We start from the raw sequence: 16,438 nt of genomic DNA, 5'->3' as shown, positions 1-16,438 counted from the left end.
TCTCTAATATCTCTATACGGCACCGTCAAGTTAATGGAGGTAAGGGCGTGACAGAGCATCTTTTTGAAAATTATGCAGCAGCTATGGATTGAGCGGCGTGATCCCAAATAGATTTAGCTTCGAAAAACATTTCTTTTTGCTTGCTAGAACTGTTAATATACCTGCCCACATCTACTGAAAATATGTTCCTTATTTTTCCCATCAAAGAAAGAGTTTGCTGTACCCCAGAAGGAGATTTGAATTTTATTAGGCATTTCTCTTTCCTGCGTGTTGGTTGGTGTGCATTTTCAACCCTATTATTTAATCCTTTATGGCGCCTATGCTCTGTTTTAGGGCACATTTCTTTTATAGGTTTGGTATAGCTTTTTAATTTATCTGTCACGATTACTCTGGGTACTGGATTTGATTGTAATAATCTTGATAAAAACCTTATCGCAGACTTTTTATTACGTCTGGTCTGTAGGAAGACATCTATCTCATATCCATCTTCATCTACAGCTCTCCACAAAATAAAATATTTACCGTTAATTTTAATGCTCATCTCATCCAAATGCCATTTATCCTTTGCTTTCCTCTACTTCTTCTTGATTATATCTAAAAACCTTTTTCCAAATTTAATACACCATGCTCTTATCGTTTCATGGCTTACTTCTATACCCCTTTATAACAACTCTTCTGCTACGTCTCTATAACTCAAATTAAATCTGTGGTACAACCAAACTGCATGTCCTATTATCACCATTGGATATCTGTATCTGCTCGCTCTTTCTTCCATTGTTTTTCTATTATTTTTTATTTTGCTCCAATTTACTATTTTTTCCCTCTTCTCTCAATACCTTTTGCACCTCAACTTTTTTAACTTGACGGTGCCCATTTTTCTCTTCTTTATTCTGTAATCCACTCCACTATACCTTTCTTTATTCCATCTTGCAACACTCCCCTAATCATCCCAAAATAATGCTATGTTATCCCATTAAAATGTGTTATACGGGTGAAAAGGCTATTTGTTGTTAATTTATTGATATTGTCAATGACACATGGAAGCACTATGTTTCTTTCAACCTATGAAGGGAAGATAGATGATAAAAACAGAATTTCAATACCTGCGAGCTTTAGAAATGTTTTGGACTACAAAGCTACTAAGGAAATTTATGCATACAGTTCGTTTATTAACGAATGTATAGAAGTCTGCACTTTTGAAAGGATTAGCAAATTACAAAACTTTTTAGACGGCATGGATATTTTTTCCGGCAAACGTGATGCGATAGCAACTGCAGTTCTTGCAGATTGTGAGCCTATGCAACCGGATTCAAAAGGTAGGGTGTCTCTGCCCGAAAGGCTGGTGAACTTGGTGGGGGTTAACAAAAAACTCCTTTTTGTTGGGAAAGGAGTTACTTTTGAGATATGGGATAAAGAAAAGTTTAATAGCTATTATCAAAAAGCTAGAGCAATGGCTAAAGAAACATCACTTTTACAAAAGAGGGCAGATGCAGGTCAATGAACTTATAACAAAACAAGATCACACTCCTGTATTGCTTGCAGAAGCTCTCGAAATGCTGCAGCCACAAGATAATAAAGTTTATATTGATGCAACGTTTGGTGCAGGTGGTTATACAAAAGCCATATTAAACAAAGCTAATTGCACAGTCATTGCAATTGATTGTGATAGTAATGCTCAAAAATACGCAGAAGCTATAGGTGAGAAGTTTAGGAATAAGTTCCATTTTGTGAATGATAATTTTATCAACATAGATGAAATTTTGAAGAACTTAAATATCAACAGTGTAGATGGTATAGTATTTGACTTAGGTGTTTCATCCATGCAATTGGATAATAAAGAAAGGGGGTTTTCTTTCAGCGGAAACGGTCCATTGGATATGAGAATGGATAACAGGTTGACAACCACCGCAGAAAAGCTGGTTAATGAGCTTTACGAGAAAGAGTTGGCTGATTTGATTTATAACTACGGCGGAGAAAGAAAGTCAAGGTCAATAGCAAAAAACATCGTGCAATTTAGGCAAAGAGAAAGAATTCTCACAACTGCCAAGCTAGTGGAGGCAATGAACCCCAATGCCAGGAGTTACCAAGATAACATTCATTTTGCAACCAGAACGTTCCAAGCGCTTAGAATTATGGTGAACAATGAGCTTGAGACTTTAAAACTAACATTGAGAAAGCTGCCCCAGCTATTGGGCCCTCAAGCTACAATGGCTATAGTTACCTTCCATTCCCTTGAAGATAAAATCGTAAAGGATTTTTTTAAAGAGATATCGCAGGATTCAAGTGGTAATCTTTTTGAAAGAATTAACAAAAAAGTGGTCACCCCAAACTATCAAGAAATCAGAAAAAATCCAAGAGCTCGATCAGCTAAGTTAAGAGGAGTGAGAAGGGTGTTATGAAATTAAAGTTCTCAACATTATCTGCCATCTACATTGCACTTCTTATTGGAAGCATTATTTTTTTGTTTTCAGTTAAGTCCAGGGTGATAGAAAAAAATAAGGAATTAACCCGCATGCAAAAGCAAATATCTCAAGAAGAAAACGATATTTTGGTATTAAAAACTGAACTGGCTTATTTGCTTACCCCAGAAAGAATCAACGCCCTTCAAGCGAAACATCTTCATCTTATAAATATAAGCAAAGATCAACTTGAAAAATTTGATGGGAAATGACCGGCTTTAAGATAATACACGTAAAAGAGCAACTTGACTGCGAAATGCTTAGGATAAGTCGCAGAAGGGTGCAGATTGTATTTTGCGCGGTACTCACTGTAATGCTTACTTTAGTTTTAAGAATTTGCGATCTTTCGATTTTCAATTTTGGTGAGTTTCACCACACATCCAGCTCATATAGTAAAAGTCTACATATGAGGAATAATATTGTTGATAGAAATGGTATTATACTGGCGTCTACCTTGCCAACAGCATCTGCTTACATCAACCCAACACATTTTATAAACCCAGAAGAGTCGTTATCAATGATTGCTCGGGAGATAGACGTTAACCAAAAAGAAATAAGGGAAAAACTACGTATTAGTAAAAATTTTATCTGGCTTAAAAGACACATAACACCTCATGAGCAACAAAAGCTGCATAATTTAGGAATGCCTGGTGTATACTTTGTGAAAGATCAAAAAAGGATATATCCACATAAAAATTTATTTTCACATATAATAGGCTTGGTTGATATAGACAACAATGGGATATCAGGGATAGAGTCTTCATTTAATAAGTCTCTACAAGACCCTAATGAACAAGCAGTTCAAATCAGTTTAGATTCCAAGATTCAATACATAGTCAAGCAAGAGCTTGAAAATGCAATTACCACGCACAGTGCTATAGGTGGAACTGCTATTGTTATGGATGTTCATACTGGAGAGTTAATTAGTATTGTGAGTTTGCCAGATTTTGATCCCTCTAATATTGGCAATATAAACAGCAAAAAACTGTTTAACCAAGCAACACTTGGTGTTTATGAGATGGGGTCAGTTTTAAAGCCCATGACTTTAGCTATGGCTCTTGATTCTGGGAAAATTAACATACGTGAGCATTTTGATGTTTCAACACCTTTAAAAATAAACCATTATCAAATTAATGATTATAGGGGAAAAGGTGGTTTTCTTTCCGTACCAGAAGTTTTAATGTATTCTTCAAATAGAGGGGTGGTACAGATGATCCGCAAAGTTGGAGTAAAAAAACAGAAGGAGTACCTCAAGAAGCTGGGGTTACTTTCGAAGATAAGTCTTGAAATCCCAGAGACTTCCAGCCCAATATACCCAAGCGATGCAAGATGGAAAGAGCTAAGCTCAGCCACAATAAGCTTTGGACACGGGATATCAATGACACCAGTTCACTTAGTTCAAGCTTTTTCAGCGATAGTTAATAAAGGGATTTTTAGAAAGGCAACTTTAATAAAGGGAAATAACGACGAGATTGAAGGGAGGAAAGTCTTCTCATCAAATACTTCTGCTCTTATGAACAAAATGCTAAGGCGTACCGCAGAAGATGGTTCGGCAAAAAAAGCATCATTTAACGATTATTTAGTTGGAGCAAAAACCGGAACTGCAGAAAAAATAATCAACGGTAGGTATAACAAAAATTTGAATATAGCATTGTGCGCGGGAGCATTCCCCATAAACGATCCTAAATATTCAATCTTGGTGTTGATAGACGAGCCCAAGCCCAATAAGATAAATTTTGGATTCGCAACAGGTGGCCAAGTCTCGGCACCAGTAATATCCAATATTGTCTCAAGAATTGCACCAATATTAAATATAGCTCCTATTGACACAACAGATCCAAAAATTATTGAAGCATTATACATAGACTATCAACCGATGTATAAAAGATATGCTGATGCCAGATAGGCACCGTCAAGTTAAAAAAGTTGAGGTGCAAAAGGTATTGAGAGAAGAGGGAAAAAATAGTAAATTGGAGCAAAATAAAAAATAATAGAAAAACAATGGAAGAAAGAGCGAGCAGATACAGATATCCAATGGTGATAATAGGACATGCAGTTTGGTTGTACCACAGATTTAATTTGAGTTATAGAGACGTAGCAGAAGAGTTGTTATAAAGGGGTATAGAAGTAAGCCATGAAACGATAAGAGCATGGTGTATTAAATTTGGAAAAAGGTTTTTAGATATAATCAAGAAGAAGCAGAGGAAAGTAAAGGATAAATGGCATTTGGATGAGATGAGCATTAAAATTAACGGTAAATATTTTATTTTGTGGAGAGCTGTAGATGAAGATGGATATGAGATAGATGTCTTCCTACAGACCAGACGTAATAAAAAGTCTGCGATAAGGTTTTTATCAAGATTATTACAATCAAATCCAGTACCCAGAGTAATCGTGACAGATAAATTAAAAAGCTATACCAAACCTATAAAAGAAATGTGCCCTAAAACAGAGCATAGGCGCCATAAAGGATTAAATAATAGGGTTGAAAATGCACACCAACCAACACGCAGGAAAGAGAAATGCCTAATAAAATTCAAATCTCCTTCTGGGGTACAGCAAACTCTTTCTTTGATGGGAAAAATAAGGAACATATTTTCAGTAGATGTGGGCAGGTATATTAACAGTTCTAGCAAGCAAAAAGAAATGTTTTTCGAAGCTAAATCTATTTGGGATCACGCCGCTCAATCCATAGCTGCTGCATAATTTTCAAAAAGATGCTCTGTCACGCCCTTACCTCCATTAACTTGACGGTGCCCTTGCACGATCTGACCAAATTGGATCGGTTAATATGTTCAATCCATGGGTCTGTATTAGTAAGGTCGAGTGCCCAACCATACTCACCCTAAATGAATCACCATCCACAGTGTTTGGAGGTATATCATATTGATTTGGTTCTTTAATGATTTTTGGCCATTTTGGTTCTTTTCTAGTTAACCGCCATTTTACAAAGTGATAAAAATTTTTTTGGTTACCAAGCTTAAGACTATGGAGGCTGTTTTTCATATTAAGCATATTTTATAATCTGGAGATTTAAAATTTCGTTCTTACGATCCCAAAAATATGACTAACGATTATTGGCATTATAAACCATAATTCCATCTCTGGAATGTTTCTTTAACACCACTCCTCCTCCACTAGGGGCTTTGCTTGCAATAATTCCCAGTCTGTTATTGACCTCAGTGTTGAGTGCAAGTTGTAAGTTAGGGCCGTTTTTAACTTTGCTTTTAATCTTTTTTATATATGCACTGCTATGTGTTGGGTTACGTGAATGGTATAACGCTATAGCTCTACCCCAATCTTTTGTTTCTTTAAAGTTTCGAGATAGATAGCGTGCAGAGTACTCAACATTATAGTAAGGATTAACCATTTGCTCAAGATTACTAAAATGCTTTTTATGATGTTGATAATTTATTTGACCACAGCCAATATCTATGTTCGTTCGGCCATTCGCTATATTCGCCTTCAAAGCTATCAACATCTCACGTTTGTTTTTGAACACCATCGACTTCCCAGCCAGGTTCAGCGTCCAAGGGTAAGGTTGGAGCATTTTAAAGTTTTTATCCCACTGACCAGATTCTACCAAAGCAATAAGGTATAAAAAATTAGATGGAATATTATACTTTTTTTCAAAGTGATGTATCGCCCTTAGACAATGCAAAGATTCAGAGTCGCTAGTAACTGCAGCAAAGGAATTATTATGCGCAGCAATGCAAAAAATAGCAATAAACGCTAATATATACTTCTTACTACTATTCAGCATCTGATTTTCCTTTCTTCTTGTAATAAAAATAAACCCCGACCGGTATAAGTATTATATAACAAATCCCTATAATAGGCAACAGTATCCATGGCTCTAATATAATACCTGTGAATATCATTCCTATAATCACCAATATAATGTTCACCTTCTCTTTTGATATATTAATCTTTTTCGCTGAATAAATCGGCAACCTACTGACCATCAAAAACCCTATCAACACCATATAAGGAGCCACAAACCAATAAGACGCAATAAAGAGGCATTTTTCAAGGATTTCAAATGTAAACATCATGGGCACAAGCAATAATCCAGCTGCAACTGGCATCGGCACACCAACGAAGAAGTTACTATCGTTTCTTTCTTTATCTGCTTGACGTTCCAAAGATGCTTGTACGTTGAATCTTGCTAGCCTAAGCGCTGAACACGTTATGTAAAACAAGACAATCGCCCAACCGGCACCCTTATATGGGATCATTTTTAAAGACCAAAGATAAACCGCAAGACCTGGAGCAACGCCAAAGCTACACAAATCTGCTAATGAATCCAACTGCGCACCAAATTCGCTTGTTGAGTTTAATAATCTTGCAATCCTACCATCAATACCATCAAAAAAAGCAGCAACAGCAATAAGTGCCACTGCTATGTGAAACTTGCCATCTAAAGAATATCGGATTGATGTAATTCCCAAACACAAGGCCAATATCGTGACGATTGACGGTATTAGCTTTTGTATTGGGATTGTAAGCTTCTTTGTTGTTTTACTCATCTATTTATTTGCTCTTTTGCAACTGGGCAATTACTGTCTCTCCACCTATCATTGTCTGTCCTTCTAAAACTTTCACTTCAAGTTGGCTTGGTAAGTAAACATCAACCCGGCTTCCAAATCTTATAATGCCAAATCTTGCACCAGTTTCAACTTCTTGATTATCCTCCAAATCACATACTATCCTTCTTGCTATTAATCCTGCAATTTGCACAACCCCTATTTTCTGGCCATCTTTTGTTTCGATTAGTACGGACTGTCTTTCATTATGCTCACTGGCTTTATCCAGAGAAGCATTAAAGAATTTACCATGATGGTAGTGCAATTTCTTTACCACTCCATTTGTTGGAATTCTATTTACATGTACATTAAATACATTAAGAAATATACTCACCCTTGTCATTTCTTCATCTGTATCCGCTATTTCTTTTGGTAGTTTGGATTTTGTGATTCTTTGCACAACGCCGTCAGCTGGGCTGATCAATAAGTTTTCTTGAGTAGGTATAACTCTTTCTGGATCACGGAAGAAAAAAATGCACCATGCTGTTGGCACAACGCCCATCCAGCCCAAAGGGGCAGATAACGCAAAAAACACAACAGTAACGATAACAAATATGCTAATAAAAAAATAACCCTCTCTGTGAATGCCTGGCATAAAGTCCCTTATAGATTCAAACATAGTTTTATAAAAATAATTCCATAACCTTATAGCACATATAATGTTTAACTTAAATTAAAAATTTTACATTTACTTTTCCTAGCAATGTTGATAAAAAGTAACACACTTAAAAAGTACTTAAGGTTTTATGCGGATATTTTTATTTGTAATGGGGCTTTGTTTTAGGGAGTGTTTTAAAAGGGATAGGAAAGAAGAAAAGAATGTGATATAAGGAGAGGGAAGGAGAAAAGAAAGGGAAAAATGGAGAAAATAGAATGTAAATATTGCAAAGGGAAAGAGGTATCAAAAAATGGATATGCAAGGAAAAAGCAGAGATACAAATGTAAGAGTTGTAATAAAAACTTTACAGAAGGAGATGGTAGGAAGAATTGGAAATATGGTAATAAAGAGGGTTCTGTCGCATCTGTGAAAATTCAGTGCAAAAAGTGAAAAGTGAAAATTTCAAAGTGCGGAAAATCGGGAGTTAAAAATTCTTAATTTTTACTTTTTATTTCAAAAATTAACAGATGCGACAGAACCCGCGGATTCTCCTCTGATGGCTATCGAGCAGTTGAAACTGATGGTAATGCAAGCAGGACTGGGATTGCCTGCAGAGCAGATTAAAGAGTATATTATGCAAGTAATCAACATTATAGTACAGCTTAAAAGAGGTGAAAAAGGCCGAAGATATGTCTCAGAGATATATTTTAAACCATAAAATTATCTGTCGTCTATAAATTGTACCAACGTTTAAATTGTTTGAGGCACCTTCTCAAGCAAGCTATTTTGTTTCAATCTACAGCTTAGATGCTCAAAATCCACTAATGCCAACTCCTGATCTTGATTAAAGCAGCTGTACACATAACTAATCTTTTGGGTTTTTGGATCAATGTGCTTTTGCAAGCACTGGGCACATATTTCCTTCATCATGCACTGCATTGGCGAGTTTATAGATGCAATGGCTTTCAGCCTTGGACTAAACAAATGTCTCAAGTTACTCTGAATTGCATAAGCCACAGCTTTCATCATGGAGTCCGAACCAATAGTGATCAACCTATCAAATTTATTTAGTGCAAAGTCACTCGACACGCAAAATTTTCGGTTATATTCTGAGAATGCAGCGACTATGTTGCCATGGAATGAGCTGTCCTGACTCCTAGATGGGGTTAGTTCTTTTTCGTCACAACACCAAATAATTTTATCAGCTGCCCCCTCTATTTCTTGAACTTTAAAAACGTCGGTATATTTTTTATAGCCCGCAAAATATAAAACATAACACCCGTTATCCCTCAACGCTTTGCCTATAGAAAATAGTACGGCGTTTCCCAACCCTCCGCCTACTAATATAACCATCTCTTTTTTGGGTATATAAGTTGGAGAACCAGTCGGTCCCATCAAGCTGACAATCTCACCAGTTTTCAGGTGTTGGCAAATATTAGAAGAAGCCCCAATTTCCAATACTATGAACGAAACAACCCCTTTCTCCTTATCCACCATCGCACCAGTCAATGCTAAAGGTTCCATTGCTTTAACGTTTTGAACATTTGATTCGTAATTTTGAAGCCTGTAAAACTGTCCTGGTTGGAATTCACGGGCAGATAATGGAGCTTTGATCAGAAGTTCAACAACATTTGGAGTCAACCTCTTAACCTCAACAACCTTGGACATCAACAATCCATCCAGTGAGGCAAAAAAGTCTGACGCTTTTTGCAAGTTGCTTTGGCACGCCAACAAAACTTGTTGTGCAATTTTTTTATAGCTATTCTTTGCACTCGCCATGGCTTTTACAACACTTCCTGCATATTTTGGATGTGCATCACCTAAAACACTCATACTAAAATCCTTTTCTATTCTTGTAAAAAATTCATCATTTTGAATTTTAAAGTACTTCCAATCCAATACAAAATGTTCAACATCTTCCCTGGACAACGTTGTGTTAGGCGCAGTCCCGGTTGCAATAAAAATGGTTCTTGCTTGAATATCTTTAGAGTTACAGATAACCGATTTGCAGTGTCCATATTTATCCACGGTTACTTCAATTGGATAAGTCTTATCCACAAATTCAACCCCTTCTTCAAGAGCTTTTTCCAGTTCTTCGTGGCTAAGCCTGTAGGCTGGTGACTCTTCCAATCTTTTTCTGTATATTATTTTTGCTCCACCCCACTTCCTTAATAACTCAAGCTTTTTGCTTGGATGTTTGCGTAGTTCTTGGGCGTGATGAATAAATTCTGCTGCAATTTCTTTCTCTTCCTCATCCAGCTTTTCATATAACTTGGTCGAAATCTTTTCATATTCACACAATAACTTTTCTACCATAATGGGGTAATAAGCCAAACTTTCAGTTGCCGTGTCAATTGAAGTAAGTCCTCCGCCTATCACAACTATCGGCAGCCTTATTTGTAAATTAGCCAAACTATTTTTTCTTGCAGGACCAAGTGTGTGAAGAGACATAAGAAAGTCAGAGGCAGTCTTTACCCCCTTGACCAAAATATTTGGGATATCAGGAACAAGTGGTTTACCAGCTCCAACTGCAAGTGCAACGTGGCTAAACCCAAGCTCTTTTGCTGAATTATAGGTGATTGTGCTACCAAACCTTATTCCGCCATACATTCTGAAATTTTCGCGTCTTTCCAAAAGCAGTCTTAATATAGTGAGGTAATTCTTGTTCCATCTCACAGTAATGCCATACTCGACAACACCACCAAAGCCATAAGCTTTTCTCTCGCTGAGTGGTTCCTCTATCTCTGATAGGTGCTTTATGGGTTTGAAGTCAACCCGATCACCGTCTTGTGTTATTCCAGTGATGTTCTGATCCATGGGCTCAATTTTTAGCCCCTCTATTCCTACAACTGTGAATCCCTCATTAATTAAGTAATGTGCTAAAGTAAAACCTGCAGGCCCTAGTCCAACTACCAATACTTTATTATTGTTGGGTCTTTTTGGTAAATATCCATCTGATTTTAAAGGATTCCATCTGGTCAGTAGGCTATATATCTCAAATCCCCAATCCAACTTTAGTACATCGTCTAATATTTTTGTTTCAATTAATGGTATATCGACTGGTTCTTGTTTTTGATATATACAGGACTTCATACAATCATTGCAGATTCTATGCCCGGTTCCTGCAACCATTGGGTTATCGATAATCGCAGTTGCAAAGGCACCCAAAACAATTCCTTCTTTTTTAAGAAAGTTCATCTCGGAAATTTTTTCTCCCAAAGGGCAGCCTTTGAGCTCTGTTCCTAACTGGTTAGTTTCAACCTCTTCATTCTTTTTGTAAAGACCTTTGGAGCAAGAATCTTTATTTTGGTGATGACAATGTATGCAATAATTTGCATGTGTTATTGCCTTTTCCTGACTTAGCTTAGAATCTGTGCAATCGAAACCTTCTCTATGGCGAAGTTTATCAGCTTTGAAATATTTTGCTCCACTTATATCTGTTGCGTACTCAATCAGTTTGTCGAAATGCAGTTTTTTAGGCAGTTTAAACAATACTCCGTCCTTATATTTCTTCTGACCAATTTCATCATAAAGTACCCATGAGGCATAGATTTTGGATGCCAACAACATCGCTTCATTATCCTCGTCAAGCCACCTCAAAATGTTCTCTGCAATGGACACTTCATCATCAAGGTCAACCTTAGAATTTTTTAACGCTGTTATAGCGTCATTAAATTTAGCTTGATCATAATCATCTCGCCTTACTCTTCTTTGTATGAATTTTCTTCTGCATTCAAATAATAAGCCAAGTCTTTTATGGTAATTAAAATTTTTCTCAGCATTATAATCAAGTTTAAACAACGCAATCAAAAAACTTTCTAAAAATGGGGCAAGTTCAATCGTTATGTCAGATTGAAAACCACCCTCTAATCTGTAAACCAGTAATTTCTGCAATAAACTTTGGTTATTCTCCCCCAAATATTTCAAGAAAGTCTCATCAAGTTTCTCAAGCCCCACGTATGAATATAAATCTTTAAAAGTAATTCCAAAATTGAGCATGCGGCTGAATGAGCTTTTTGATAATTAGGTATACACAACAACAGCAGCAATCACAACTGTCCAAACCAACGTGAAAGGTAAAAACACCTTCCAACCAAGCCTCATTAGCTGATCATACCTGAATCTTGGGATCGATGCTCTGATCCAAATGAAAATAAACAAGCAAAACATTACTTTTAAAACAAACCATACCATACCAGGAACAAAGCCTAAAAATCCCAAGTTAAATGGTGGTAACCAACCCCCCATAAACAATAGCACCATAAAGGCACTCATTAATATCATATTGGCGTATTCACCTAAAAAAAACAGAGCGAAAGACATGGATGAGTACTCAACGTTATACCCAGCAACCAATTCAGATTCCGCCTCTGGCAAATCAAAAGGATGTCTGTTTGTCTCTGCCAATATGGAAATAAAAAACACAACCGACATTGGGAAGAGTAGCAATTCCATGTGTAGTGGCATGTTTTTTTGCGCATTCACAACCTCAGTGAGATTTAATGACCCAGTAGCCAGCAAAACACACACAACGCAAAGCCCAATTGCCACTTCGTAGGAAATCATTTGTGCTGCTGATCTGATGGCACCAAAGAATGCATACCTTGAGTTACTAGCCCAGCCAGCGACTATAATACCATACACCCCCAAAGAAGAGACTGCCAACACATACATCACACCAATACTTAAATCTGCAATAACAAAATTATCAATTGGAATGACTGCCCAACCAATCATTGCTAATGAAAAAGTGATTATTGGGGCCAACAAAAATAGTACTCTATCAGCTGAGTTTGGGATTATCGGCTCTTTAAAAATTAGCTTTACCACATCAGCAATTGGTTGTAACAGTCCCAAAAACCCAACCCTACTTGGCCCTACCCTCAATTGCATCCAACCTATAATCTTTCTTTCTGCTAAAGTCAAATATGCCACACATAAAAGCAATGGTATTAAAAACATCAGTATTTTAGCTAATATGGGTAGAATGATAATTATTATTTCTTGAATGGCTTCAAACATATTTTCAATCAAAAAGGTTATATATCTTCTCCCTTAACTTCTCCTCATCATCAAACTCAACGTAATACTTTAACACAGCAGTATCTTCAAGGTAATCTTGGGGTAGTCTTACATAATCTTTTGTTGTTGTCAAAACTTTGCAGTTATATTTTTGGGCTTGTTTATAAATCACTTTCAATTCCCTTTCAGAAAAACTATAGTGGTCTGGATAGAAATGCTTCTTCTTAATTATTGCACCTAACTCTCTAGCAGTTGTTACCACCCTATCAGGCTGAGCAATAGCACACAAAAGTATGTATTGGTTTCCCTCCAGTTCTTTTGCGTTACTGATAACCTGCCCTTGCTTTAAAACCTCCTTTCCAACCAGATATTTTCCTTGCAACGCATATTGCTTATTTTCAGGAACAATTACAATGTCAGCTTTTTTTAAACTTGTATTCAGACTCTCCCTCATTGGACCAGCTGGAATTAAGAACTTATTTTTAATTTCGGCTGAGCTGATCACCAGTATAGATAAATCTTTATGTATCGTATTATCCTGGAAACCATCATCCAATATTATAATTTCAGCCCCATATTTTTGCGCCTCTTTTATTGCTAAAGCCCTGTTAGCTGAAATAAAAACATCAGCATATTTTGCTACAAGCATGGTCTCATCACCAACTTCTCTATATGAGTGCTTGTCCAAATCCACCTTTATAGCTTCTTTTGAATTGCTTAAAACACCTTTGTATCCTCTTGCAACCACAGCAACCTTTTTGTCACCTTCTTTTAACAAAATGGCTAATCTTATAACAACAGGGGTTTTCCCGGCACCACCAGATACAGAATTGCCCACACAGATTACCTTGCTTTTAAAATGTACTGGGGTCTGAAAAAAATAATATCTCAGGTTTCGTATTAAGCTGTATACCAGAGAGAAAGGCAATAATAGATAGTTAATTAACGTAACCCTAAACCACAAGGTGCTCTGTATATAGTTGGCTAATTTATCTATTGTGCGCACTAAATTTTACTCCATACTATTTTTCATTATCCACCCACCCCCAAGAACCCTATCACCATCATACATAACGCATGCTTGCCCCGGGGTGATCCCATAGTAAAAAGAATCAAGTGTAACATCTGCATAACCATTTCCCAAATATTTTACGGTGGCGTTGATTTCTTCGTGGTTGGAGCGCAGTCGCACTGAGCATCTAAATTCTTTTTGTAAGTCCGCATCTTGGGCTAACCAATTCACTTCTTTGATTTTTAAGCGAGCAGATTTCAGATCATCTTTTTCACCCACAACAACTTGGTTGTTCTTGGCATCAATTTGTATTACATAAAGAGGTGTTTTATGGGCGATCCCTATCCCTTTTCGTTGACCAACAGTGAAGTTGACTATGCCATCATGGTGCCCCAAAACAATCCCATCCTTGGAAACAATGTTCCCTGGTTGATAGGACTGTGGTCTTAATTTTCTGATAACCTCTGAATAATTACCATTCGGTACAAAACAGATATCCTGGCTTTCGGCTTTATTTGCAACGTTCAAACCATATTTTATGGCAAGGGCTCTTGTTTCTTCTTTCACTAAACCACCCAATGGGAATTCTAAGAAATTAAGTTGCTCCTTCGTTGTAGCAAATAAAAAATAGCTTTGGTCTTTATTGGCATCAACCCCCTTCAAAAGCATATCTTCACCATTAGCTCTTTCCTTCCTCACGTAATGTCCGGTTGCAAGTGCTTTAGCCCCCAAGTCTTTGGCCATTTTGTATAGGTCTTCAAATTTTACCTTTTGATTGCATTTAACACATGGAATTGGCGTTTCTCCAGCAACATAACTGTCCACAAAATCTTCTATAACTTTTTGGCTAAAAAGATTCTCATAATTCAAGACATAATGCGGTATGCCGATTATATCTGCAGCATTCTTCGCATCATATATGTCTTGTCCTGCGCAACACGCCTTAGTTTTTAATGCCATTTCTCCAACATCATAAAGTTGCAGGGTGACCCCTATTACTTCATAATTTTCTTCATGAAGCATTGCAGCAACGGTGGAACTATCAACCCCGCCAGACATGGCAACAACTATTTTACCCTTGTGTCTCTTCGTGCTCACTATTTTGTAATTCTCTTAATTAAAATCTGTTGAATAATGGAAAGAATATTACTCCACGACCAATATAATACCAAACCAGAAGGAAAAGAAGCAAACATAAATAAAAATATCAACGGCAATAGCTTCATAACTTTAGCTTGGGTTGGGTCAGTTGGTTGCGGGTTCAACCCTTGTTGTAAGAATAATGTTAATGACATAACTATTGGCAAAACACCAATATGAAGGAAGCTTGGTGGACTCCAAGGTATTAAACCGAATAAAGTAAAAATATTCGTCGGATCCAGAGCAGATAAGTCATTAATCCATCCATAAAACTCTGCGTGCCTCATTTCTAAAGTAACGTAAAGAACTTTATAAAGAGCAAAGAACACAGGCATTTGAAGTAACAAAGGTAGACAACCACTAACAGGGTTAACTTTTTCTTTCTTATATAATTCTACCATAGCTTTTTGTAGCTTGACGTTATCATCACCGCAGACTTTTTTTAACCTTGCCATTTCAGGCTGAAGATCTTTCAGCCTATTCATTCCTTTGAATCCTTTATAAGCCAAAGGGAAGAGTAGCAGTTTGATAAATACCGTAAGTAAAATGATTGCAACACCAAAATTACCAACCAAGGAATGAAAAAAATTCAGAGCAAGAAATATAGGCTTCGTGATAAAATATAAAACCCCAAAATCAACCGCCCTATCAAAAAGTTTAATATTATATTTTTGCTCATATTCATCAAGTAACTTTAATTCTTTTGCGCCGGCAAAAAATCTGAACCTAACACCATTTGCTTCACCGTCCAAACTTTGCCCATCCATTACACCATCTGCTTGGTACCTTTGTTCTTGACCAGAAGTATATTCGATAAATCTAGCTGACAATCCAGACTTTTCTGGAATAATTGCAGTGAGCCAGTACTTATCAGAAAAGCCAAACCAACCGTTATTTGCATCGGAAAATTTATATAATTTTTTATCGTTTAAATCGTCAAAAGTTACTTCCTGTAGTTTGTTTTCAAACACTCCAACCCCACCTTCATGGATTAACATTTGACTTTCTCCATTCCCATGTTTACCTCTACTTAAGGCAGCATATGGTTTTAGGTCAAAGCCTTGTTTGCCAGAAACACTTTGTTCAATGGTAAACATGTAATTTTCATCCATTGTTATTGTTATTACGAATCTCAAGCCATCTACATTCTTCCACGTAAGCTTTACTTTATCATTTGGCTTCAACTCATGTTTATCTGCACTCCAGACAGTTTTATTGTCTGGTAATTTCACATTTCTATCACCTGATAACCAGCCAAACTCAGCATAATATACCTCTTTTGTATGTACTGGTGATAACAACACCACATCTTCACTGTCTTCCTGAACAGTCTTTTGATAACGTAATAGAGTCAAGTCATCTATTTTCGCCCCAACTAAGTTAATTGAACCAGTAATCGCACCATTTTGAAAAATGACTCTGGCTCCCTTTGATTCTTCTCCCTGGCTTGTGTTATCTTTAGCCGCTAAAAAATCGTGTCCTTCAAGTTTTTGGACATTTTGTTGTGGCGCAACAGGAGCTGGGGCTTCTTTCTTTACAAAATATATCTGCCAAAAAATCAGAACCAACATAGATAACACCGAAACTAACACTGTTCTAAGATTATTACTCATTTAACTAA

14 protein-coding genes and 2 pseudogenes are annotated in these 16,438 nt (G+C 36.8%); 7 read left to right on the top strand and 9 right to left on the bottom strand.

The window, feature by feature from the left end:
• Nucleotides 1–70 precede the first annotated feature (70 nt).
• A pseudogene (locus Bandiella_RS05430) lies at nt 71–556 on the bottom strand (IS6 family transposase); the annotation flags it as partial.
• Nucleotides 557–1,030: 474 nt separating this feature from the next.
• Here Bandiella_RS05430 and Bandiella_RS05425 point away from each other — a divergent pair.
• From Bandiella_RS05425 to Bandiella_RS05405, 5 genes are all read left to right on the top strand, one after another.
• Nucleotides 1,031–1,501 (top strand): division/cell wall cluster transcriptional repressor MraZ, encoded by a 471-nt coding sequence (locus Bandiella_RS05425; protein ID WP_323732702.1) that lies wholly within the window; start codon nt 1,031–1,033, stop codon nt 1,499–1,501.
• Nucleotides 1,488–2,399: a 16S rRNA (cytosine(1402)-N(4))-methyltransferase RsmH gene (gene rsmH / locus Bandiella_RS05420; RefSeq protein WP_323732701.1), complete on the top strand. Its 912-nt coding sequence runs from the start codon at nt 1,488–1,490 to the stop codon at nt 2,397–2,399. The genes Bandiella_RS05425 and rsmH overlap by 14 nt, the downstream gene beginning before the upstream one ends.
• Entirely contained in the window at nt 2,396–2,671 is a 276-nt protein-coding gene (gene ftsL / locus Bandiella_RS05415) for a cell division protein FtsL (RefSeq protein ID WP_323732700.1), read from the top strand. Before rsmH ends, ftsL begins: the two co-directional genes overlap by 4 nt.
• Before the next feature lie 194 nt (nt 2,672–2,865).
• Nucleotides 2,866–4,365: a peptidoglycan D,D-transpeptidase FtsI family protein gene (locus Bandiella_RS05410; RefSeq protein ID WP_323732699.1), complete on the top strand. Its 1,500-nt coding sequence runs from the start codon at nt 2,866–2,868 to the stop codon at nt 4,363–4,365.
• Between the two features lie 215 nt (nt 4,366–4,580).
• Nucleotides 4,581–5,165: an IS6 family transposase gene (locus Bandiella_RS05405; protein ID WP_323733405.1), complete on the top strand. Its 585-nt coding sequence runs from the start codon at nt 4,581–4,583 to the stop codon at nt 5,163–5,165.
• A gap of 361 nt (nt 5,166–5,526) precedes the next feature.
• On the opposite strand, the gene Bandiella_RS05400 is transcribed toward Bandiella_RS05405, so the two are convergent.
• The 3 genes from Bandiella_RS05400 to Bandiella_RS05390 are packed head-to-tail and all read right to left on the bottom strand — an operon-like array spanning nt 5,527 to nt 7,664.
• Nucleotides 5,527–6,222 carry a transglycosylase SLT domain-containing protein gene (locus Bandiella_RS05400; RefSeq protein WP_323732698.1) on the bottom strand — a complete coding sequence of 232 codons (696 nt, stop codon included), beginning with the start codon at nt 6,220–6,222 and terminating at the stop codon, nt 5,527–5,529.
• Complete coding sequence (gene pssA, locus Bandiella_RS05395) at nt 6,212–6,988, bottom strand: CDP-diacylglycerol--serine O-phosphatidyltransferase (protein ID WP_323732697.1); 777 nt, start codon at nt 6,986–6,988, stop codon at nt 6,212–6,214. Before pssA ends, Bandiella_RS05400 begins: the two co-directional genes overlap by 11 nt.
• Before the next feature lie 4 nt (nt 6,989–6,992).
• Nucleotides 6,993–7,664 (bottom strand): phosphatidylserine decarboxylase, encoded by a 672-nt coding sequence (locus Bandiella_RS05390; RefSeq protein ID WP_323732696.1) that lies wholly within the window; start codon nt 7,662–7,664, stop codon nt 6,993–6,995.
• 240 nt (nt 7,665–7,904) lie between these two features.
• On the opposite strand from Bandiella_RS05390, the gene Bandiella_RS05385 reads away from it, so the two are divergent.
• Nucleotides 7,905–8,093 (top strand): IS1/IS1595 family N-terminal zinc-binding domain-containing protein, encoded by a 189-nt coding sequence (locus tag Bandiella_RS05385; RefSeq protein WP_323732695.1) that lies wholly within the window; start codon nt 7,905–7,907, stop codon nt 8,091–8,093.
• A 79-nt stretch (nt 8,094–8,172) separates the two neighbouring features.
• A pseudogene (locus Bandiella_RS05380) lies at nt 8,173–8,361 on the top strand (P-type DNA transfer ATPase VirB11); the annotation flags it as partial.
• A gap of 32 nt (nt 8,362–8,393) precedes the next feature.
• Here the strand turns inward: Bandiella_RS05380 and Bandiella_RS05375 are convergent.
• Genes Bandiella_RS05375 through yidC form a run of 5 tightly spaced genes read right to left on the bottom strand, consistent with a single transcriptional unit; the run spans nt 8,394 to nt 16,430 of the window.
• Nucleotides 8,394–11,642: an FAD-dependent oxidoreductase gene (locus Bandiella_RS05375; protein ID WP_323732694.1), complete on the bottom strand. Its 3,249-nt coding sequence runs from the start codon at nt 11,640–11,642 to the stop codon at nt 8,394–8,396.
• A 24-nt stretch (nt 11,643–11,666) separates the two neighbouring features.
• Nucleotides 11,667–12,677, bottom strand: a complete 1,011-nt coding sequence (nuoH, locus tag Bandiella_RS05370) for an NADH-quinone oxidoreductase subunit NuoH (RefSeq protein ID WP_323732693.1) — start codon at nt 12,675–12,677, stop codon at nt 11,667–11,669.
• A complete protein-coding gene (lpxK, locus tag Bandiella_RS05365) occupies nt 12,670–13,671 on the bottom strand; it encodes a tetraacyldisaccharide 4'-kinase (protein ID WP_323732692.1) in 1,002 nt (333 codons plus the stop codon). The genes nuoH and lpxK overlap by 8 nt, the downstream gene beginning before the upstream one ends.
• A gap of 6 nt (nt 13,672–13,677) precedes the next feature.
• On the bottom strand, nt 13,678–14,778 hold the full coding sequence (gene mnmA, locus Bandiella_RS05360) for a tRNA 2-thiouridine(34) synthase MnmA (RefSeq protein ID WP_323733411.1): 1,101 nt from the start codon (nt 14,776–14,778) through the stop codon (nt 13,678–13,680).
• On the bottom strand, nt 14,775–16,430 hold the full coding sequence (gene yidC / locus Bandiella_RS05355) for a membrane protein insertase YidC (protein ID WP_323732691.1): 1,656 nt from the start codon (nt 16,428–16,430) through the stop codon (nt 14,775–14,777). Before yidC ends, mnmA begins: the two co-directional genes overlap by 4 nt.
• Nucleotides 16,431–16,438 lie beyond the last annotated feature (8 nt).

Origin of the sequence: Candidatus Bandiella woodruffii (assembly GCF_034359465.1) — a bacterium.
In the GTDB taxonomy this organism is placed as follows: domain Bacteria; phylum Pseudomonadota; class Alphaproteobacteria; order Rickettsiales; family Midichloriaceae; genus NDG2.
Note: the sequence above shows the minus strand (reverse complement) of the source record. Positions and strands in the feature narration are given on the sequence as shown.